An 18,744-nucleotide genomic window follows, 5' to 3' on the forward strand; every position below is an offset into this window, starting at 1 on the left:
TTGGTGGCGTGCCTGTTCGCCGCAGATCGGCCGGGCGCGCGCCAGACGCAAAAGAGACGGCCCCCTCAGCGGTCACCATCAATCTGCGTTTGACGACGGACAACCTCAGCGCCTGCTGAGCACCTTTTTCTGATCTCATCGCCTGATAGTATATAGTATAATGTTTAGAGCAACGCGAAATCGCTTCGGCTTCTTTGCCAGGTCGAGCACATCGGCTGGCAAAAACAACGGTATACCGGATATCGTATAAAATAATTGACCCACGATGCCATTCGTCATACTGATCTGCACAGCAGGCAATCAGGAGGATGGGCGTGGCAAAGGGGAAATTTGCGGCGGCTTCCGCCGCCTTGGTGGCGGCGTTGCTGTCGACGAGCGCAATGGCTCAGGTCGCGGCTACCCCTTCAGCGGACTCCGCCGCGCCGCCCGAACAGGAGGGCGGCGAGATTCTCATAACCGGCACACGCATCCGCCGCTCAGACCTTCAGAGCAATAGCCCTCTCACCATCGTCGGCCGCGACGAAATCCAGTATCAGGGCGCCACGACGGTTGAGAGTGTGCTGAACCGCCTGCCGCAGTTCACCGCGGACGCGAACGAGAACGTGTCGAACGGATCGGACGGCACGTCGAACATCAATCTGCGCGACCTGGGCTCGAGCCGAGTGCTGGTCCTGCTCAACGGTCGGCGCCTGTTGCCGCAACAGGCAGTCGACCTGAATTTCGTGCCGAGCGCGCTGGTTGAGCGCATCGATATCGTCTCGGGCGGCGCGTCAGCGGTCTATGGTTCGGATGCGCTATCCGGCGTGGTCAACTTCATCATCAAGGACAATCTCAACGGCTTGCGCGCCGATGCGCAGGTCAGCCTTGCCCAGCACGGCAACGGTAATGACGATGTGCGCTCGATCATGCGCAGCCGCGGTTTCGACCTGGCGCCCCGAACCGTCAACGATGGCACAAAGCAGGACCTCAACATCGCGTTCGGCAAGAATTTTGCGGGCGATCGCGGCAACATCACTGTGTATGCCGGCTACCGGCACTTCGACCCCGTACTGCAATCGAGCCGCGACGTGTCGGCGTGTGCGCTGCAGCCGGCCGACGACGCCGGGACCGCTTTGGTGTGCGGCGGATCCAGCAACACGCCCTATGGCACATTCGTTCCGCTCGCGGGGCCCAATCAAGGCATCACCTTCACCAACGTGAAGGAAGGAAGCCGGAACTGGGTGCCCTATGATCAGAGCTTCGCGTATAATTACGCTCCCACGAACTATTTCCAGCGTTCCGACAACCGCGTCACCGCCGGCGGCTTCGCCAAGTTCAAGTTCAGTCCCGCTGCCGAGGCCTATGGCAGCTTCATGTACATGCGGGACCACACCTTTTCGCAGGCCGCGCCTTCCGCGCTGTTCCTCGGGACCACGTTCAACGTACCCTGCAACAGTCCGCTATTGGGTACGAGCCAGGCCACTGCCTTGTGCGGCGCCGATGCCGGAACCGCCACCCTGCAGCCCACGCTGATCGGCTATCGCCTGGCGATCGCGCCGCGCCGCGACAATCTCCGGCACGAGGATTATCGCTGGACCGCCGGCCTTCGCGGCGAGATCGCTAGGGGTCTGACCTACGACCTCAACTACCTGCATTCGCGAGTGAATTTCGACGAGACCTATCTCAATAACGTCGACAATGTGAAAGCGCAGCGGGCGCTTGACGTGGTAACGGTCAATGGCACGCCCACCTGCCGATCTGTCGTGGACGGGTCCGATCCGTCGTGCATCCCCGCCAATGTATTTCAGGCCAATGGGGTGACCGCCGATCAGGCGACCTATCTGTTCAGCCCCAGCAACACGGCGGGCCGTAACCGGCAGACGGTGTTCTCGGGCACCATCACCGGCGATCTCGGCCAATATGGCATCACCAGCCCCTGGGCCTCGCGGGGCATCTCGCTCGTGCTCGGTGCGGAACACAGGCTCGAGACGCTCACCTTCACCGGCGACGCTATCGCGAAGCAAGGCGGCACCACCGACGCGGATGGTCGCATCCGCGTGATCGAAGGCTATGGCGAGATCGAGGTCCCGATCCTGGAGGACAAGCCGTTCTTCCGCGAACTTACGGTCAACGGCGCGCTCCGCTATTCGCGTTACAAGAATTCGCAGCAGTCGACGGGTTTCGAGTCGAGCTTCAACGTCTTCACCTATAAGGGCGAACTGGCCTGGCGCCCGGTCGATATGCTGCGCCTGCGCGCAAGCTATAACCACGCGATCCGCGCGCCCAATATCGGTGAACTGTTCGCCTCGCAGCAGGTCGGCAATGTCGCGGCGCAAGATCCATGCTCGGGTGCTACGCCCGACGCCAGCGCGACAGCCTGCGCTATAACCGGCGTGTCGGCCGCTCAATATGGTCATGTCATCGCCTGTCCGGCTGACACCTGCTCGGCGCTTGGCGGGGGCAATCTCGCGTTGAAGCCGGAGATCGGCGACACCTATACCGTCGGCCTGGTGCTGACGCCCAGGCAGGTCCCGAATTTCTCGCTGTCGGTCGATTATTACCACATCAAGGTAAATGGCTATATCGGTTCGATCGACCCCTCGCTGATCATCGAGAAGTGCGTGGAGACGAGCGATCCGTTCTTCTGCGGCTTGTTCCATCGCGACCCCCGCAGCGGCGCGATCTTCGGAACCGACGGCTATATCGTCTCCACCACGCTCAACACCGGCTTCCTCAAGACATCGGGGATCGACGTCACCGCCGACTATACGCTCGGCCTCGGAAGCCTCGGCAAGCTCAATCTCAATCTGGTCGGTACCTATCTGATCAACCAGACCGCCGAACCGCTGCCCGGCCAAGGCACGACCGAATGCAAGGGACTGTATGGTTACACCTGCGGCCAGCCTTCGCCGGAATGGCGCCATGTCATGCGAACGACCTGGGTCCTGGAGCAGGGCACGACGCTGTCATTGTCCTGGCGGTATCTCGGCTCGACCAAATTGTCTCCCTTTGGAGCGCCCAGTGTCGTGAACAACCGGATCGGCGCGTATAGTTACTTCGATCTCGCCGCGACGGTGCCTGTCACCAAAGCCTTCAAGTTCCGCGCGGGGGTGAACAATCTGCTCGACAAGGATCCGCCAGCCATCGCCGCGGGTATCTTGTCGGCGTTCGGCAACGGCAATACCTATCCCGGCGTATACGATCCGCTCGGGCGGACCATCTTCATCGGCGCGACGGTGAATTTCTAGCCGACGGTACTGGCGCAGCGGACATCGGGAGCGCGTCGGCCCATGGGCCGTCGGGCTGCCTCGGGCCTGGAGCGTGCTGCGTTTTGATCGAAATGCGGCACGCTCCAGATGGCGATCGCGCGCTTGTTTGCGAAGGCCTCCAACGCCGTCGAACCCGCCGTGTGAGGCGACGACTGGGCCGGAACCGCCCTGCGCTGCAAGACCCCGGTACATATATCCGAACACCAATGGAAAGGGTGCATTGCCGGGCGCAATCTCGATTGTCGAAAACCGCGCGTCCCTCGTGCGACTGCAGACGGTAGCAGCCGCCTCGTTTGGAAAGGTCATTTCCGCTTACGCGCCGTCCGTGTGGCCAGCTGACGAGCAATTCATCTTCACAAAAGTAGTGAAAATGAAAAAATGAAGACCGATGCCGAATGCGAAAAACGTATGGAGTCGACTGGTCGCTAGCACTCGATTGTTGCCTCCGGGTGTTCGGCTGAACGAACGATCGCTTTGGGGAACGTCCGAAGCAGCAGCGCTAGACTGTGAAAACCAAGGATTTCTGCGGTTGCCGATGGAGCGGGTGAAGGGAATCGAACCCTCGTCGTAAGCTTGGGAAGCTTCTGCTCTGCCATTGAGCTACACCCGCATTCCAAACACTTGGCTTCATCAAGGGCGCGTTTTTTGCCGTGCCTTGTGCAGTTGGATGTTCAGCGGGCTGGGCAGTGCCACACTCGCCGGACAACGGTCAACGGTATTTGCGGTTTGATAGGCCCCGGTTTGCCGGCCGCTAGGCTTGCGAAATTATCGCCCAGTCCAGTCCGAACCGGGCGAGATAATCGCGCAGCCGATCCGCGTCGTTGGCGGTCGAGAGCAACGAGTCGCCGGGCTTCCGTTCGATATCGCCGAACGCGAGATCAAGGTTGCGCGCAAGCTGCTGCCGGACTGGCCCGAGGACGCCTTCTCGGTCCGTCAGCTGCCCGAGGAGCAAGGCCCGGGCAACGCCTTGCTGCTCGAGGCGGTGTTCGAGAACGCGGTCGAAGTGGTGACCGGGTTCGGCAAATTGGGCGTATCGGCCGAATCGCTGGCGAAGACGGCGGCGCAGCGGATGGCGGGATTCCTCGCTTCGGGTGCCTTCGCGGGTCCCTATCTGGCGGACCAGTTGCTGCTGCCATTCGCGCTTGCCGGCGGAGGGAGTTTCACGACAGTGAAACCCAGCCAGCACGCGCGGACGGCAGCGGAGGTGATCCAGCAGTTTACCGGTCAGCGCTGGGCGTTCGATCAGCTACCGGACGGCAGCCATTTGGTAAGCCGGAACTAGCTCGACCTCGGGTCAGGCTGCATTGTGAAGCGAACGATGTCCTAGGTCGCGCCGGCGGAGGATGATATAGCGCGGCATTGCCCATCCGCCCCGCAGGCAACGGCAACCGAGAGACGAACGTGCTCCCGCCTGCAAGCGGAGGCATTCCCATCGATCCGATTCACGATCTCGCCGAGGCACAGGTGCTCGCGCTGGCGATCGTCAACACGATTCCCGAGCCGTTCCTGATTCTGGACGAGGAGTTTCGCGTGCTTACCGCGAGCCGATCCTTCTACGAGGTCTTCAAGGTCGAAGCCCACCACACCGACGGCCGCCTGCTGTTCGATCTGGGGGATGGGCAGTGGAATATCCCTGCGCTGCGTCATTTGCTCGAGACGGTCATTCCCGATCGCATCGCGATGGACAATTTCGAGGTCGAGCATGATTTCCCCGATGTCGGGCAACGGATCATGCTGCTGAACGCGCGCAAGGTCATCTACCAGGACAGCCCCAACATCACCATCCTGCTGGCTTTCCGCGACATCACTGCGCGGCGCGCAATCGAGCGCGAGAAAAGCGCGCTGCTGACGCAGACCGAAGATCTGCTCGGCCAGAAGCAGGTCCTGCTCGAAGAGATGCGCCACCGGGTCGCCAACAGCCTCCAGATCATCGCCAGCATCCTCTTGTTGAAGGCGCGGGCGGTGCTGTCGGAGGAGACCAGGGGCCATTTGCACGACGCCCATCAACGCGTGATGTCGGTGGCTGCGGTCCAGCAATATCTCCACACCACCGACGGCATCGATCAGATCGACGTTGCTACCTATCTCGCCAAATTGTGCGCCGGGCTGGCGGCGTCGATGATCGGCGAAGCAAGTCCCGTCACTATCGAAGCAATGGCCGATGAGGGAATGATCGAATCGGCTACCGCGGTCAGTCTGGGGCTGATCGTGACCGAGCTCGTCATCAACGCGATCAAATATGCCTTTCCCGGCGGCAAGGCCGATGCCCGGATCATGGTGACCTATGAGGTCAAGGGGCCCGACTGGAAGCTTACCGTCTCCGACAACGGCGTAGGCCGGTCCGTCCCTCAAAAAATACCCGCGGAGGCCGGGTTGGGTACGACCATCATCAAGGCGCTGTCCAAGCAATTGGGCGCAAGCGTCGAGCATTCGGATACGGGGCCGGGACTGACCGTCTCGGTGACGCGGGCATCCTTCACTTCCCGAATGCCGAAAGCTGCGTGAGGATCGTAGTTCAACCCAGCGCTTCGACCTGTTCGGCAAGCTCGAGCCAGCGTTCCTCGGCGGCATCCTTTTCGGCGCGCGCGGCGTCGATCGCTTTAGTCAGCGCGGCGAACTTTGCCGGGTCGCTGACGTAGAGCGCGGGGTCGGCCAGCGCCGCTTCGTCGCGCGCGATCGCGGCTTCGATCTCTTCGATTCGCTTCGGCAGCAAATCGTAGTCGCGCTGGTCCTTGTAGCTGAGCTTGGCCGCCCTGGGCTTCTCGGCCGGCGGTGTCGCGGCGGGTTTCGCCGCCGCCTTCTTCGCTTCCGGCCGCCGCTTGCGCCGGGCGTCCCAGTCCGCATAGCCGCCCGCGACGACGTCGACGGTGCCCGACCCGTCGAGACCCAATGTCAGCGTCACCGTGCGGTCGAGGAAGTCGCGGTCGTGGCTGACGATCAGCACCGTGCCCTCATAATCCGCGATCACTTCCTGGAGCAGGTCGAGCGTCTCGAGGTCGAGGTCGTTGGTCGGCTCGTCGAGCACCAGCAAGTTCGACCGCCGCGCGAATTCGCGCGCCAGCAATAGCCGCGACCGCTCGCCGCCCGACAAGGTCGCGATCCGTGCCTCGACCATATTGGGATCGAACAGGAAGTCCTTGAGATAGCCGTGGATATGTTTCTTGACCCCGAGCACCTCGATCCAGTCGCCGCCATCGGCCAGCACGTCGCGCACGCGTTTCTCCGGCGCCATCAGCTTGCGCTGCTGGTCGATCACGACGCCATCGAGCGTCTTGGCGAGCTTGACCACGCCGCTATCGGGCTCGAGTTCGCCGGTCAGCATCCTGAGCAACGTCGTCTTGCCCGCGCCGTTGGGGCCGACGATGCCGATCCGGTCGCCGCGCGTGATGCGCAAATTGAGGTCGCGGATGATGACGCGGCCCCCGAACGCCTTGGTCGCGTGCTTGGCGTCGATCACCACCTTGGTCTTGACGTCGTCGCTGCCGGTGACGAGCGCGGCGGCGCCCTGTGGCCCCAGCATCGCCGCGCGTTCGGCGCGCATGTCCTTGAGTTTCGCCAGTCGGCCCATGTTGCGGCGGCGGCGCCCGGTGACGCCGCGTTGTAGCCAATGTTCCTCGAGCTTCAATTTGGCGTCTAGTTTCTCGGCGGCGCGCTGCTCCTCGGCATAGACCTGTTCGGTCCACGCCTCGAACCCGCCATAGCCGATCTCGCTGCGGCGGATCGTCCCACGGTCGAGCCACAGGGTTTGACGGGTCAGGCGAGTCAGGAACGTGCGGTCATGACTGATCACGACGAAGGCGCCGGTGAACCGCGTCAGCCATTGCTCGAGCCATTCGATCGCGGCGATGTCGAGATGGTTGGTCGGTTCGTCGAGCAGCAGCACGTCGGGGTTCTGCGCCAGCGCGCGGACGATCGCGGCGCGACGGCGCTCGCCGCCCGAGGCCGAGGAGGCGTCGCGCGACAAATCGATGCCGAGCTGATCGGCGATCGCATCGGCTTCGTGGCGCGCGGGCGCATTGGGCCCGGCCATCACGAAATCGGCGAGCGTCGCGCAGCCATCGACCCGCGGATCCTGTTCTAGCAGCACGACATTGGTACCCGGCACGATGGTGCGGCGACCCTCGTCCGATTCAATCGCGCCGGCGATCAGCTTGAGCAAGGTGGTCTTGCCCGCACCGTTGCGCCCGATCAGCGCGAGCCGGTCGCGCTCGCCGATATGCAGGTCGAGATGACGGAACAGCCAACCGGCGCCCTGAACGAGGCCGAGGTCTTCATACGATAGGATAGGGGCTGCCATGGCGTGCGCACCTAGCGATTTAGCAACGCTAAATCGAGGGGCCGCGCACGCCCGGCCGGCCTCGCTCCGGGCGAGGGTCGACGACGCGGCTTTGCCGCGGCGTGATGGGATGAAGGCGAGGGGCCGACACGGAAGTAAATTCCGTGTCGTCGACCAGCTCGCTTGCGCGACCTGCCTGCCGGCCTTGCGCGAGTCAGCCGGACGTGGCCGTCTGCCGCGCTTCGGCTCATTCACAGGGTGTTCAAGCCCGTCGCTCTATGCAACCAGCCATGTTGATGTTCGCGTCGCTTGCCTTGACCCTGTCTCAGACGGCGTTTCCGCCGCCCGTCGAACCGCATTTCCAGCGCGACCAGCGGCGCGCGTGGGAAGCGCGGCGCGAAGGCCGCGTGCTGCCGCTGCCTGAAATCGAGCGTCGCGTGGTGCCTTCGATGCGCGGCGCGCAATATCTCGGACCCGAGCTCGATCCGGATAGCGGCATTTACACGCTCAAGTTCCTGCGCGATGGAACCGTCATCTGGGTGAAGGTCGACGGCCGTTCGGGCCAGATCATCGGCCGCACCGGCTAATCCGAGCTCCTGTGAAGGGGCTCGCGCGAAGGGGATCACAATGCGCGTTCTGATCGTCGAGGACGAACCCAATCTCCGCCAGCAGCTGCAGAACACGCTCGAAGGGGCGGGCTATGCGGTCGACACGGCGGGCGATGGCGAGGAAGGCCTCTTTCTTGGAGAGACCGAGAATTACGACGCGATCGTGCTCGATCTCGGCCTGCCGGAAATCGACGGGCTGACTGTTCTCGACCGCTGGCGCAAACAGGGCAAGACTACCCCGGTGCTCGTGCTGACCGCGCGCGACAGCTGGTCGGACAAGGTCGCGGGCCTCGATGCCGGCGCCGACGATTATGTCGCCAAGCCGTTCCAGACCGAGGAATTGATCGCCCGGCTGCGCGCGCTGATCCGCCGCGCCTCGGGCAATGCCTCGTCCGAACTGATAGCGGGCGACGTCCGGCTCGACACACGCTCGGGCAAGGTCACGCTCGCCGGCGATCCGGTGAAGCTGACCGCGCAGGAATATAAGCTCCTGTCCTATCTGCTCCACCACAAGGGCAAGATCGTCAGCCGCACCGAGCTGATCGAGCACATCTACGACCAGGATTTCGACCGGGATTCGAACACGATCGAGGTATTCGTGACGCGCATCCGCAAGAAATTGGGGCAGGACGTCATCACCACGATCCGCGGCCTGGGCTATAGCCTGGACGATCCCGACGGTCCGCCGCGCGCGGAATAGGAGATAGCGCGTGGCCGAGGGACGCGATCTGATCGCCGTGCCGTCGGCGGACGAACTGACCAAGGACGCTCAGGCGCGTTTGACTGTCGTGGGGGCCGACGCGCCGCCGGAACGGCCGATCAAGCGCTGGCGCGTCTTTGTTCGCAAATACCGCCGGCCAGGCGAGATCGCGGCGCTGATCGTGCTCGGAGCCGGCTCGCTGGCGACTATCTTGCTGCTCAATCCCGATCAGGTGTGGACCGCGCGCGGCCTGCTCGTCTTGTCGGTGCTGGCATTGCTGCGATTGGCATGGGTGTTGTGGCGGCGATCGCCCAACACCGCGCGCGCCGTGGTGACGGGGTCGCTCGGGCGGCGCATGATCATCATCGCCGCGATCTGGATTTGCCTGTTGCTTGCCGGCGGCGGGTACGCGCTCGACCGCGTGCTGACCGGCGCGGTGACTCGCAATTTCGACGACCAGCTCAATTATGTCCTGACGTCGCTGTTCACGTCGGCCGAAATCGGCCCGGACGGCGAAGTCGTGTTCAACCGCGCCGCCGCCGATCAGCGTTTCCTCGAGCCCTATTCCGGGCTGTACTGGCAGGTTGCCGCGCGCCACCGCGAGCCATTTTCGTCGCAATCTCTGTGGGATCGCCGGCTTGCTTATGGCAGCGATCATAACGACCTCGAAGTCCACACCTATGACAGCGACCAATTTGCCGGCGAGCAGCTGAGGATCGTCGAGCGCGACATCAAGCTGCCTGGCTCGCCGGTGCGCTGGCGGTTTCAGGTGGCGCAGAGCCGTGACGGACTCAATGCGCAGATCAACGCGCTCAGACGAACCTTGGTCAGAAGCTTCCTGCTGCTCGCGCTCGGCCTCATCGTCCTGGCGGGGCTGCAGACCTGGTACGGTCTACGTCCGCTCCGACGCTTGCGTGGCGAGATCGCGCGGCTGCGCGGTGGCCGCGCGCGGCGGATCGAAGGCGCCATGCCGGCCGAGGTCGCGCCGATGGTCGACGAGCTCAACGCGCTGATCGAACATAACGACAAGCAGGCCGAGGAAGCGCGGCGCCATGCTGGCAATCTGGCGCACGCGCTCAAGACCCCGCTGACCGTGATCATGAACGCCGCCACCGCCAAGGCCGACGATCTCGGCGATACTGTCGTGCGCGAGGCGCGGACGATGCGGCGTCAGGTCGACCATCATCTCGCCCGGGCTCGCGCAGTCGGCCGGCGCGGATCGGCGCACAGCCGTGCCGAAGTATGGCCCAGCCTGGATTCGGTCGAGCGCGCGGTGTCGCGACTTTATCCGCACGTCCGCATCGACGCCGACGGGCCGCACGATTTACAGGTCCATGTCGAACGCCAGGACCTCGACGAGATGCTCGGCAATCTGATCGAGAACGCAGCCAAATATGGCGGCGGCAGCGTGTTCGTGACGGTGAGCGCGCAGGCCGGCTTCGTCGAAATGCTGGTCGAGGACGACGGCGTAGGCATCCCCGAGGAGGAACGCGTCCGCATTTTCGATCGCGGCGTCCGGCTCGACACCGGCAAGCCTGGTACGGGCCTCGGCCTGGCGATCGTGCGCGATGTCGCCGAGATCTACGAGGGCACGGTCAGTCTGGAGGAAAGCGAGGATCTCGGCGGGCTGCTGGTGCGGCTGAGGCTGCCGGCGGCGACCTAATCGCGTTTTTCGCCGACCAAGCCGCGCTCATGATCGCCGATTTCCTTCTGCTTGCGGATCTGCTCGATGGCAGCCTGCTTCGCCGGATCGAACGCGCCCATCAGTACGTCTCCAACCGCGGCACCCGATCCACGCCCGCGTCTCGACCGACGCGACGATCGCACCATCATCGGCATCAGCAACAGGAAAGCGACCACCGCCACAGCGCTGATGATCCATTCGGTCACGCGGCGACCGTCACGCCGCGCATAACCTCGGCAGCGATCGCCACGCTCTTCCTGCGTGCCTCGACATCGTAGATCGAGCTGACGATCATCAACTCGTCGACCTTGGTGCGCTCGACGAACGCCGCGATGCCACGCTCGACCGTTGCCGAACTGCCGACCGCCGAACATTGCAGGACATGGTCGAGGATGGCAGCGTGCGGCGGCGGCAGGCTGTCGCGATAGCCCGCGACCGGCGGCGGCAGCTGGCGCGGATTGCCGGTGCGCAGCGCGACGAACGCTTGCTGCTGCGAACTTGCAAGGAACTCCGCTTCCTCGTCGCTATCGGCGGCGAACACGTTGAATCCGGCCATCGCATGTGGCCGGTCGAGTTGCGCCGAAGGACGGAAGTCGCGGCGATAGATCTCCAGCGCCTGGTCGAGCGCGTCGGGCGCGAAATGCGAGGCGAAAGCGTAGGGCAGGCCGAGCATCGCCGCGAGCTGAGCCCCGAACGTGCTCGACCCCAATATCCACAATTCTGGCTTGGCCCCGGCGCCGGGCGTCGCGCGGATGCCTGTCTGGCCGTCATCGGCGAAGTAGCTTTGCAGTTCGAGCACGTCGCGCGGGAACGCCTGGGGATCGGTGTCCAGCGCTCGCCGGATCGCGCGCGCGACGCGCTGATCGCTGCCCGGAGCGCGCCCCAGACCGAGGTCGATGCGGCCGGGAAACAGCGCGTCGAGCGTACCGAACTGCTCGGCGATCATCAGTGGTGCATGATTGGGAAGCATGATGCCGCCCGCCCCTATGCGGATTGTGGATGTTGCCGCACCGACATGCGCGATCACCACCGCGGTCGCCGAGCTGGCTATGCCGTCCATTCCGTGATGTTCGGCCACCCAATAGCGATGATAGCCATTGGCTTCGGCATGACGCGCCATGTCGGCGGCATTGGCCAGCGCCTGGGGCACCGAACCGCCTTCGACGACAGGGACCAGATCGAGCAGCGAATAGGGGATCATCGCGAGGAGATAGTGTGTCGTCGCGATTGCTCAAGGCGCGCCTTGCCGCTGCCCGGCGCGCACCGTAGAGCGCCCGGCATGCATGCGCGGCTCGACCACGTCCGGAACTGGATCTTCGATCTCGACAACACGCTCTATCCGCATGGCGCGCGATTGTTCGAGCAAGTCGATCGGCGGATCACCGATTACATCGCGCGCTTCTTCAAGGTCGATCGCGACGAGGCGTACAAGATCCAGAAGGGCTATTTCCACACTCGTGGCACGACCTTGTCGGGGCTGATGGCCGAACATGGCGTCGACCCGTACGAATATCTCGCCGACGTCCACGATATCGAGATGGACGTGCTCGACGAGAATGCGCCGCTCGCCGCGGTGATCGCGCGGCTGCCGGGGCGCAAGATCATCTTCACCAATGCCGACGCACTTTATGCCGGCAAGATCCTGTCCAAGCTGGGTCTGGGGGAGAGTTTCGAGGCGATCCACGACGTCCATGCCGCTCAATATCGCCCCAAGCCCGCACCGGAGGCATACCAACATCTCTGCGACGCCTACGAGCTCGATCCCGCGCAAAGCCTGTTCGCCGATGACATGGCACGCAACTTGAAGCCGGCCAAGCTGATCGGCATGACCACCTTGTGGGTCGACAACGGCTCCGAACAGGGCGAGGAGGGCGACCGCGATTTCGTCGACTTCACCACCCGCGATATCACCCATTGGCTGCACGATATTTTGGAGGAAGCATGACCGACCTGCCCGCGACGATCGACGCCGCATGGGAAGACCGGGCCACGATCAGCACCGGCACGACGGGCGCGGTCCGCGACGCGGTCGAGGCGGCGCTGGAACTGCTCGACAGCGGCCAGGCACGCGTTGCCGAACCGGGCGCCGATGGCTGGACGGTCAATCAATGGCTGAAGAAAGCGGTGTTGCTGTCGTTCCGGCTCAACGACAATACGGTGATCGACGGTGGCGCGGCGGGCGCGCCTGCCTATGACAAAGTGCCGTCCAAATTCGCTGACTGGGGCGAGAACCGCTTCCGCGATGCCGGCTTCCGCGTCGTCCCCGGCGCGGTCGTGCGGCGCGGATCGTTCATCGGCAAGAACGCGGTGCTGATGCCCAGCTTCGTCAATATCGGCGCCTATGTCGGCGAAGGCACGATGGTCGATACCTGGGCGACGGTCGGAAGTTGCGCGCAGATTGGCAAGAATGTGCACATTTCCGGCGGCGCTGGGATCGGCGGCGTGCTCGAGCCGCTCCAGGCCGATCCGGTGATCATCGGCGACGGCTGCTTCATTGGCGCGCGATCCGAAGTTGCCGAAGGTGTGCGCGTCGGCGACGGCGCGGTGCTGTCGATGGGCGTCTATCTCGGCAAGTCGACCAAGGTGATCGACCGCGCCACCGGCGAAGTGCTGATGGGTGAAGTGCCGCCTTATGCCGTGGTCGTGCCCGGCTCGATCGGCGGCGGGGACGGCAAGCCGGGCCTGTACTGCGCGGTCATCGTCAAACGCGTCGACGAGCAGACGCGATCGAAGACCAGCATCAACGAGTTGCTGCGCGACTGATGCCGATTACCGGCCTTCTGCTCGGTCTATTGGGGCTGTTGCCGCAGGTCGGCTCGACGCCGCAATCGGTCCCGGTGCAATCCGCGCAGATCGTCGCGACCTTCCCGCACGACAATCGCGCTTTCACCGAAGGCCTCTTCTGGCAGGACGGCTATCTCTACGAGAGCACCGGCGAGCTCAACAGGTCGGGCATCCGCAAGGTGCGGCTGAGCGACGGCAAGGTGATGGCACGCGTCGCGGTCGACCCGCCGTTCTACGGGGAGGGGATCGCACCGTGGAACGGCACGATCCTCAGTCTCACCTGGAAGAACCAGGTCGGCTTCCGCTGGTCGGCCAAGGATTTCAAAAGGCTCGGCAGCTTCAAATATCAGGGCGAGGGCTGGGCGCTCGCCGCCGACGACAAGGGTGGGCTGATCATGTCCGACGGCTCGCCGGTGCTGCGCTTCGTCGATCCCGCTACGTTCACCGTCAAGCGCCACCTGACCGTGACCGATGGCGGCCGGCCGGTGAAGATGCTCAACGAACTCGAATATGTCGATGGTGAGATCCTGGCCAATATCTGGCTGACCGATCTGATCGCGCGGATCGACCCCGGCGACGGCCATGTCATCGGCTGGATCGACGTCAGCGAGCTTCACCGCCAGTCTGGCGCGACCGCCGAGAATGACGTGCCCAACGGCATCGCCTGGGATGCCAAGAAGCGGCGGCTGTTCGTCACCGGCAAGGATTGGCCGTACGTATTCCAGATCAAGGCGCCCAAGGATGCGGAGTCCTCCGCCGACGCCGCCGTCTCGACTCCGTAACGCGCCGCGCCTATCCGCGCGCACAAATCTAACGAAATCAGACAAGAGGATTGCCCCGAATATGACGACTGCCAGCGACGTTCTCGACCGCGTGCTCGTGCTCGAAATGGTGCGCGTGACCGAGGCCGCGGCGATTGCCGCCTCCACGCTCGTCGGCCGCGGCGATGAAAAGGCTGCCGATGCCGCCGCCGTCGAGGCGATGCGCGCCGCGCTCAACAGCCTCTACATGGATGGCACGGTCGTGATCGGCGAGGGCGAACGCGACGAGGCGCCGATGCTCTATATCGGTGAGAAGGTTGGCTCGGCGCCCGGCAAGGGACCCAAGATCGACATCGCGCTCGACCCGCTCGAGGGCACCACGATCACCGCCAAGGCGGGCCCGAATGCGCTCGCGGTGCTGGCGATTTCGGAAGAGGGCAATCTCCTCAACGCGCCCGACGTCTATATGGACAAGATCGCGGTCGGTCCGGGCTATCCCGAGGGTGTGATCGACCTCGACAAGTCGCCGACCGAAAACGTCAATGCGATCGCCGCGGCGAAGGGCGTCAAGCCCAGCGAGATCATCGCCTGCGTGCTCGATCGCCCGCGGCATGAGGCGCTGATCGCCGAGCTGCGCGCGATCGGTTGCGGGGTGATGCTGATCGGCGACGGCGATGTCGCGGGCGTGATCGCGACGACCAATCCCGACACGACGATCGACGTCTATATGGGCTCGGGCGGCGCGCCGGAGGGCGTGCTGGCCTGCGCGGCTTTGCGTTGCGTCGGCGGGCAGTTCAAGGGCCGCCTCTTGTTCCGCAACGACGACGAGCGCGGCCGCGCGCGCAAATGGGGCATCACCGATCTCGACAAGCAGTACGACCTATCGGAGCTGGTCAAGGGCGATGCGATCTTCGCCGCTACCGGCGTGACCGACGGCTCGCTGCTGGCGGGCGTCAAGCGCCGCGGCGACCGCATGACGACCAATTCGGTGGTGATGCGCGCGAGCTCGGGCACCGTGCGCTGGGTCAAGGGCGAGCACAGGATCGGGTGATCGCGGTTGTGCCTGCCATATTCCCCTCCCTTCCAGGGAGGGAGCGTTCGGGCCGAAATGCGTCCCACGCATTTCTGAACCATGCCGGGGGCATGGTTCACCCGAACGCTGGGTGGGTGCGACCGAAGGGAGCTCGCTGCGCTCGCCACCCACCCCCGACCCCTCCCTTTCAGGGAGGGGAGTTTTTGGGTGAAGCGCGCACCATGACCAACGCGATCCTCCTCACGGTCATGCTGGCGATCGTCGCGCTCAACGTCGTCGCGGGCCCGCGCGGTTACCGGTTGCTGGCGGAAGCCGGCGAGGTAGGGCGCAAGGCCTTTTACCGCCGTATGCTGACTGCGCAGGTCATCCAGTTCACGCTGCCGCCGATCATCGGTTTGCTGCTACTCGGTCGGATCGGGGCGGTGACCGAATTGCCGCCTGAATTGTGGTCTGCCTCCACGATGCTACGTGGCGACGCGCCGGCGGTCCCTATCGATCCGTTGCTTACGCCGATGTTCGGCTTCGCTGTACTGGCCGCGATCCCGCTTGGTTCCTTGCTGACATGGCGGCGCTGGCGCAACGGCAAAGGCGCGCCCGCTTATCTCGCACGACTGTCCGCGTTGCTGCCGCGTGACCGCGATGAAGTCCTGCTCGGCGCGGCGATCTCGGTGGCGGCGGGGATCGGCGAGGAATTGTTCTTTCGCCTCCTCCTGCCGATGCTGCTCGCTGCATTCATCGGTGCTACTCCCGCGGTCGTCGCGGCCATCCTGTTGTTCGGGCTGGCGCACGCCTATCAGGGATGGAAGGGAATCGCCGTCACGAGCCTGGTCGGAATCCTGTTTACCGCGATGTATCTGATGAGCGGGTCGCTCGCGATCGCGATGCTGTTCCACGCCACGATCGACCTGATGACGCTGGCGATCCGCCCAGCGATCCGCGGCGCGTGGCGACAGGCGGCGGCGTGAACCGATGGCTGATCGCGGCGGGAGCGCTGGACGGTGTCGCCGCGCTGCTCCACCTCGGTTGCATCCTCGGTGGTCCGGCCTGGTATCGCTTCTTCGGCGCGGGTGACGCGATGGTGGTTATGGCTGAGCGCGGGATGATGAAGCCGACATTGATCACTTTGGCGATTGCGGCGATCCTCGCGATTTGGGCGGTTTTCGCCTTTTCCGGGGCGGACCTGTTGCCGCGCCTGCCGCTGCTTCGCCCAGCCTTGATCGCGATCACGGCGATTCTCCTGGCGCGTGCAGCCGCCTTACCACTTCTGTTCCGCGTGATGCCCGATCGCAGCCCCAATTTTCTGTGGACTAGCTCGGCGATCGTCCTGGCGATCGGGATCGTCCACGCCATCGGCGTGGTGACGCTCACGACCGATTGACCCTTTCCGCGCGGCCCGACAGGGTATGCGCCAAAGGGAGAATCACATGCGCGCCAAGGGGCTGATCGCCGCCATATTGTTGCTGGGTGCGAGCGGGATCGCGCTCGCCCGACCCCAGGCAGCGCCGCCACCCGCGGCGAGCGATGTGACGAGCCAGTTCACCTACACCAAGGTAATGGTGCCGGTGCGCGACGGCGCCAAGCTGGAGACGGTGATCATCGCGCCGAAGAATGCGAGCGGCAAGCTGCCGATCCTGTTCCAGCGCACGCCCTATGGCGTGCCCCAGGCACTGCCGCCGGCGATCCCGGCGAGCTGGAAGCCGTTGGTCGCCGACGGCTATATCTTCGTGTTTCAGTCGATGCGCGGGCGGTTCGGGTCGGACGGCGTGTTCACGCTGTCGACCGCAGTCCATCCCAACGATCCCAAGGCAACCGACGAGGCGAGTGACGCTTATGATGCGATCGACTGGCTGGTGAAGAACGTGCCCAACAATTCGGGCAAGGTCGGGATGTGGGGCGTGTCCTATCCAGGCTTCGCCGCCGCCGTCGCGCTGGCCAAGCCGCACCCGGCGTTGAAGGCGGTCAGTCCGCAGGCGGCGTGGATCGATTATTGGCTGTCGGACGATCTCCACCGCAATGGCGCGCTCCGGCTGAGCTATGCGACCGAATGGGTGTCGAGCTTGCAGGTCGACAAGACGCAAAACAAGGAACTGAGTCTCGACGGGCTGACCGATGCCTATGACTGGTATCTGCGGATGGGGCCGGTCGAGACTATCGACAAACAGGTGTTCAAGGGCAGCGTGCCGATGTTCACGGCGCTGCTCGACCATCCCAATCACGACAATTTCTACACCGATCAGAATTGGACCAAGGCGCTCGGCAAGACGGTGGTGCCGACGCTCAACGTCGCCGGCTTCTGGGATCAGGAGGATCCCTGGGGGTCGTGGCAGATCTATGCCAAGCAAAAGCAGAACGACCCGAACAATCTCGCGCAGATCGTCTCGGGCCCGTGGCGCCATGGCGGCTGGCAGGGCAAGGGCGATTTCCTCGGCCCGATCCCGCTCGGCACGGACAGCGGCACCCAGTTCCAGACGCAGATCCAGGCGCCGTTCTTCGCTTATTGGCTGCACAACAAGGGCACTCGACCCGATTTCACCGCGAAGATGTTCGAGTCCGGATCGAACGCGTGGAAGACCTATGCCTCCTGGCCGCCCAAGGGCGCCAAGCCGACCGAGCTATTTCTCCACGACGACGGCTCATTGTCGTTCGATGCGCCCCGAGCGGGAGAGGCGTGCCGCGACTATGTCAGCGACCCCGCCAACCCGGTGCCGTTCCGCAAGCGCCCGATGAGCCGGACCTATGCCACGCCCGACTGGGCCTGGTGGGAAAGCGACGACCAGCGCTTCGTCGATCATCGTCCCGACGTGCTGAGCTATGTCGCCGAGCCGCTGAAGCAGGACCTGACCGTTACCGGCAAGATCGCAGCGACCCTGATGGCTTCGACCAGCGGCACCGACAGCGACTTCGTGGTCAAGCTGATCGACGTCTTGCCCAGCGATTTCGAGAATACCGAAAATAAGCAATGGGCGGTCGGCGATTATGCCAAGACGTTGAACGGCTATCAGTGGCCGATCGCGATGGACGTCCGCCGCGGGCGCTTCCTGGCCAGCGACACCAATCCCCAGCCCTTGGTGCCGGGCAAGGTCGTCGCTTGGGACGTGCCGCTGCGCGACCACGACCATGTGTTCAAGGCAGGCCATCGCATCATGGTCCAGATCCAGTCGACCTGGTTCCCGGTCATCGATCGCAATCCGCAGACCTTCGTCGCCAATCCCTATCGGGCCAAGGCGAGCGACTTCGTCAAGGCGACGCAGAAGGTGTGTTCGGGGTCGAAGGTGACGTTACCCGTAATGGGGTGATCCGGATATTCGGGGGGCATTATGGCAGACTTTTTCAGCTTGATATTGTTGATGGGAGCGGTGGCATTCCCGTTCGTCGCGATGGTGCTGATGTGGCGGCGTATGAAGCGCGTACGCGCAAAGGTTTATGACGACGTCGAAACGCCGCGGCACGAGCAACCGTGGGAAGAAGTGCTTGAGGCAGACCACGCGCTCAAGCTCGGCAGGGCGCATAATCCGAACGACGATTTGATCGCACTGGGCGACAGGGCCAATCATGCGCATTGGCCGCTGAACAATCCCTAGAAATTGGATCGACGCTCTACGCCGGCAGCTGCACTATGATCAGCCTGGGCGTGATGAAGCTGCGATATG

17 protein-coding genes and 1 tRNA gene are annotated in these 18,744 nt (G+C 64.0%); 14 read left to right on the forward strand and 4 right to left on the reverse strand.

What is annotated here, in order from left to right:
* Positions 1-314 precede the first annotated feature (314 nt).
* Positions 315-3,227, forward strand: coding sequence for a TonB-dependent receptor domain-containing protein (locus AC1DQQ_RS18650; protein WP_478031478.1), 2,913 nt, complete (start codon positions 315-317; stop codon positions 3,225-3,227).
* A gap of 557 nt (positions 3,228-3,784) precedes the next feature.
* Here the strand turns inward: AC1DQQ_RS18650 and AC1DQQ_RS18655 are convergent.
* Positions 3,785-3,858 (reverse strand) — tRNA-Gly (locus AC1DQQ_RS18655).
* Positions 3,859-4,005: 147 nt separating this feature from the next.
* On the opposite strand from AC1DQQ_RS18655, the gene AC1DQQ_RS18660 reads away from it, so the two are divergent.
* Positions 4,006-4,530 (forward strand): RNA 3'-terminal phosphate cyclase, encoded by a 525-nt coding sequence (locus AC1DQQ_RS18660; protein ID WP_478031479.1) that lies wholly within the window; start codon positions 4,006-4,008, stop codon positions 4,528-4,530.
* A 119-nt stretch (positions 4,531-4,649) separates the two neighbouring features.
* A complete protein-coding gene (locus AC1DQQ_RS18665) occupies positions 4,650-5,753 on the forward strand; it encodes a sensor histidine kinase (RefSeq protein WP_478046275.1) in 1,104 nt (367 codons plus the stop codon).
* 10 nt (positions 5,754-5,763) lie between these two features.
* Here the strand turns inward: AC1DQQ_RS18665 and AC1DQQ_RS18670 are convergent, their stop codons facing one another.
* The gene (locus AC1DQQ_RS18670; protein WP_478046277.1) at positions 5,764-7,545 is read right to left on the reverse strand and encodes an ABC-F family ATP-binding cassette domain-containing protein; all 1,782 of its coding nucleotides are present in this window, start codon (positions 7,543-7,545) and stop codon (positions 5,764-5,766) included.
* Positions 7,546-7,814: 269 nt separating this feature from the next.
* On the opposite strand from AC1DQQ_RS18670, the gene AC1DQQ_RS18675 reads away from it, so the two are divergent.
* The 3 genes from AC1DQQ_RS18675 (at position 7,815) to AC1DQQ_RS18685 (ending at position 10,495) form a co-directional block, all read left to right on the forward strand.
* The gene (locus AC1DQQ_RS18675) at positions 7,815-8,111 is read left to right on the forward strand and encodes a PepSY domain-containing protein (RefSeq protein ID WP_478031483.1); all 297 of its coding nucleotides are present in this window, start codon (positions 7,815-7,817) and stop codon (positions 8,109-8,111) included.
* Positions 8,112-8,151: 40 nt separating this feature from the next.
* Positions 8,152-8,832, forward strand: a complete 681-nt coding sequence (locus tag AC1DQQ_RS18680) for a response regulator transcription factor (RefSeq protein WP_066590860.1) — start codon at positions 8,152-8,154, stop codon at positions 8,830-8,832.
* A gap of 355 nt (positions 8,833-9,187) precedes the next feature.
* Positions 9,188-10,495, forward strand: coding sequence for a sensor histidine kinase (locus AC1DQQ_RS18685; protein WP_478031548.1), 1,308 nt, complete (start codon positions 9,188-9,190; stop codon positions 10,493-10,495).
* Here AC1DQQ_RS18685 and AC1DQQ_RS18690 read toward each other — a convergent pair.
* Positions 10,492-10,722 (reverse strand): hypothetical protein, encoded by a 231-nt coding sequence (locus AC1DQQ_RS18690; RefSeq protein WP_478031484.1) that lies wholly within the window; start codon positions 10,720-10,722, stop codon positions 10,492-10,494. The two genes, AC1DQQ_RS18685 and AC1DQQ_RS18690, sit on opposite strands and share 4 nt — an antisense overlap.
* On the reverse strand, positions 10,719-11,717 hold the full coding sequence (locus AC1DQQ_RS18695) for an LLM class flavin-dependent oxidoreductase (RefSeq protein WP_478046279.1): 999 nt from the start codon (positions 11,715-11,717) through the stop codon (positions 10,719-10,721). Before AC1DQQ_RS18695 ends, AC1DQQ_RS18690 begins: the two co-directional genes overlap by 4 nt.
* A 78-nt stretch (positions 11,718-11,795) precedes the next feature.
* Here AC1DQQ_RS18695 and AC1DQQ_RS18700 point away from each other — a divergent pair, with 78 nt between their 5' ends.
* The 8 genes from AC1DQQ_RS18700 to AC1DQQ_RS18735 all read left to right on the forward strand — a co-directional run bounded on the left by AC1DQQ_RS18700 (position 11,796) and on the right by AC1DQQ_RS18735 (position 18,675).
* Positions 11,796-12,461, forward strand: a complete 666-nt coding sequence (locus AC1DQQ_RS18700) for a pyrimidine 5'-nucleotidase (protein ID WP_478041114.1) — start codon at positions 11,796-11,798, stop codon at positions 12,459-12,461.
* The gene (dapD, locus tag AC1DQQ_RS18705; protein WP_478041113.1) at positions 12,458-13,279 is read left to right on the forward strand and encodes a 2,3,4,5-tetrahydropyridine-2,6-dicarboxylate N-succinyltransferase; all 822 of its coding nucleotides are present in this window, start codon (positions 12,458-12,460) and stop codon (positions 13,277-13,279) included. The genes AC1DQQ_RS18700 and dapD overlap by 4 nt, the downstream gene beginning before the upstream one ends.
* On the forward strand, positions 13,279-14,082 hold the full coding sequence (locus AC1DQQ_RS18710) for a glutaminyl-peptide cyclotransferase (RefSeq protein WP_478046281.1): 804 nt from the start codon (positions 13,279-13,281) through the stop codon (positions 14,080-14,082). The genes dapD and AC1DQQ_RS18710 overlap by 1 nt, the downstream gene beginning before the upstream one ends.
* A 61-nt stretch (positions 14,083-14,143) precedes the next feature.
* Positions 14,144-15,112, forward strand: a complete 969-nt coding sequence (gene glpX / locus AC1DQQ_RS18715; RefSeq protein WP_478031492.1) for a class II fructose-bisphosphatase — start codon at positions 14,144-14,146, stop codon at positions 15,110-15,112.
* A gap of 203 nt (positions 15,113-15,315) precedes the next feature.
* Positions 15,316-16,059, forward strand: a complete 744-nt coding sequence (locus tag AC1DQQ_RS18720; RefSeq protein ID WP_478031494.1) for a CPBP family intramembrane glutamic endopeptidase — start codon at positions 15,316-15,318, stop codon at positions 16,057-16,059.
* Complete coding sequence (locus AC1DQQ_RS18725; RefSeq protein ID WP_478046283.1) at positions 16,056-16,472, forward strand: hypothetical protein; 417 nt, start codon at positions 16,056-16,058, stop codon at positions 16,470-16,472. The genes AC1DQQ_RS18720 and AC1DQQ_RS18725 overlap by 4 nt, the downstream gene beginning before the upstream one ends.
* A 46-nt stretch (positions 16,473-16,518) precedes the next feature.
* Positions 16,519-18,390 carry a CocE/NonD family hydrolase gene (locus AC1DQQ_RS18730; RefSeq protein ID WP_478046285.1) on the forward strand — a complete coding sequence of 624 codons (1,872 nt, stop codon included), beginning with the start codon at positions 16,519-16,521 and terminating at the stop codon, positions 18,388-18,390.
* 21 nt (positions 18,391-18,411) lie between these two features.
* Positions 18,412-18,675, forward strand: a complete 264-nt coding sequence (locus tag AC1DQQ_RS18735) for a hypothetical protein (protein WP_478031497.1) — start codon at positions 18,412-18,414, stop codon at positions 18,673-18,675.
* Positions 18,676-18,744: the final 69 nt, after the last annotated feature.

The sequence above is a fragment of the Sphingomonas sp. P4_G3 genome, from assembly GCF_056401105.1.

Bases quoted from the DNA above. Each gene is read 5' to 3' on its own strand.
- AC1DQQ_RS18675 (WP_478031483.1), top strand. From the start codon at position 7,815: ATGTTGATGTTCGCGTCGCTTGCCTTGACCCTGTCTCAGACGGCGTTT.
- AC1DQQ_RS18670 (WP_478046277.1), bottom strand. From the start codon at position 7,545: ATGGCAGCCCCTATCCTATCGTATGAAGACCTCGGCCTCGTTCAGGGC.
- AC1DQQ_RS18735 (WP_478031497.1), top strand. From the start codon at position 18,412: ATGGCAGACTTTTTCAGCTTGATATTGTTGATGGGAGCGGTGGCATTC.
- AC1DQQ_RS18700 (WP_478041114.1), top strand. From the start codon at position 11,796: ATGCATGCGCGGCTCGACCACGTCCGGAACTGGATCTTCGATCTCGAC.
- AC1DQQ_RS18685 (WP_478031548.1), top strand. From the start codon at position 9,188: ATGATCATCATCGCCGCGATCTGGATTTGCCTGTTGCTTGCCGGCGGC.
- AC1DQQ_RS18695 (WP_478046279.1), bottom strand. From the start codon at position 11,717: ATGATCCCCTATTCGCTGCTCGATCTGGTCCCTGTCGTCGAAGGCGGT.
- dapD (WP_478041113.1), top strand. From the start codon at position 12,458: ATGACCGACCTGCCCGCGACGATCGACGCCGCATGGGAAGACCGGGCC.
- AC1DQQ_RS18720 (WP_478031494.1), top strand. From the start codon at position 15,316: ATGACCAACGCGATCCTCCTCACGGTCATGCTGGCGATCGTCGCGCTC.
- AC1DQQ_RS18680 (WP_066590860.1), top strand. From the start codon at position 8,152: ATGCGCGTTCTGATCGTCGAGGACGAACCCAATCTCCGCCAGCAGCTG.
- AC1DQQ_RS18710 (WP_478046281.1), top strand. From the start codon at position 13,279: ATGCCGATTACCGGCCTTCTGCTCGGTCTATTGGGGCTGTTGCCGCAG.
- AC1DQQ_RS18730 (WP_478046285.1), top strand. From the start codon at position 16,519: ATGCGCGCCAAGGGGCTGATCGCCGCCATATTGTTGCTGGGTGCGAGC.
- glpX (WP_478031492.1), top strand. From the start codon at position 14,144: ATGACGACTGCCAGCGACGTTCTCGACCGCGTGCTCGTGCTCGAAATG.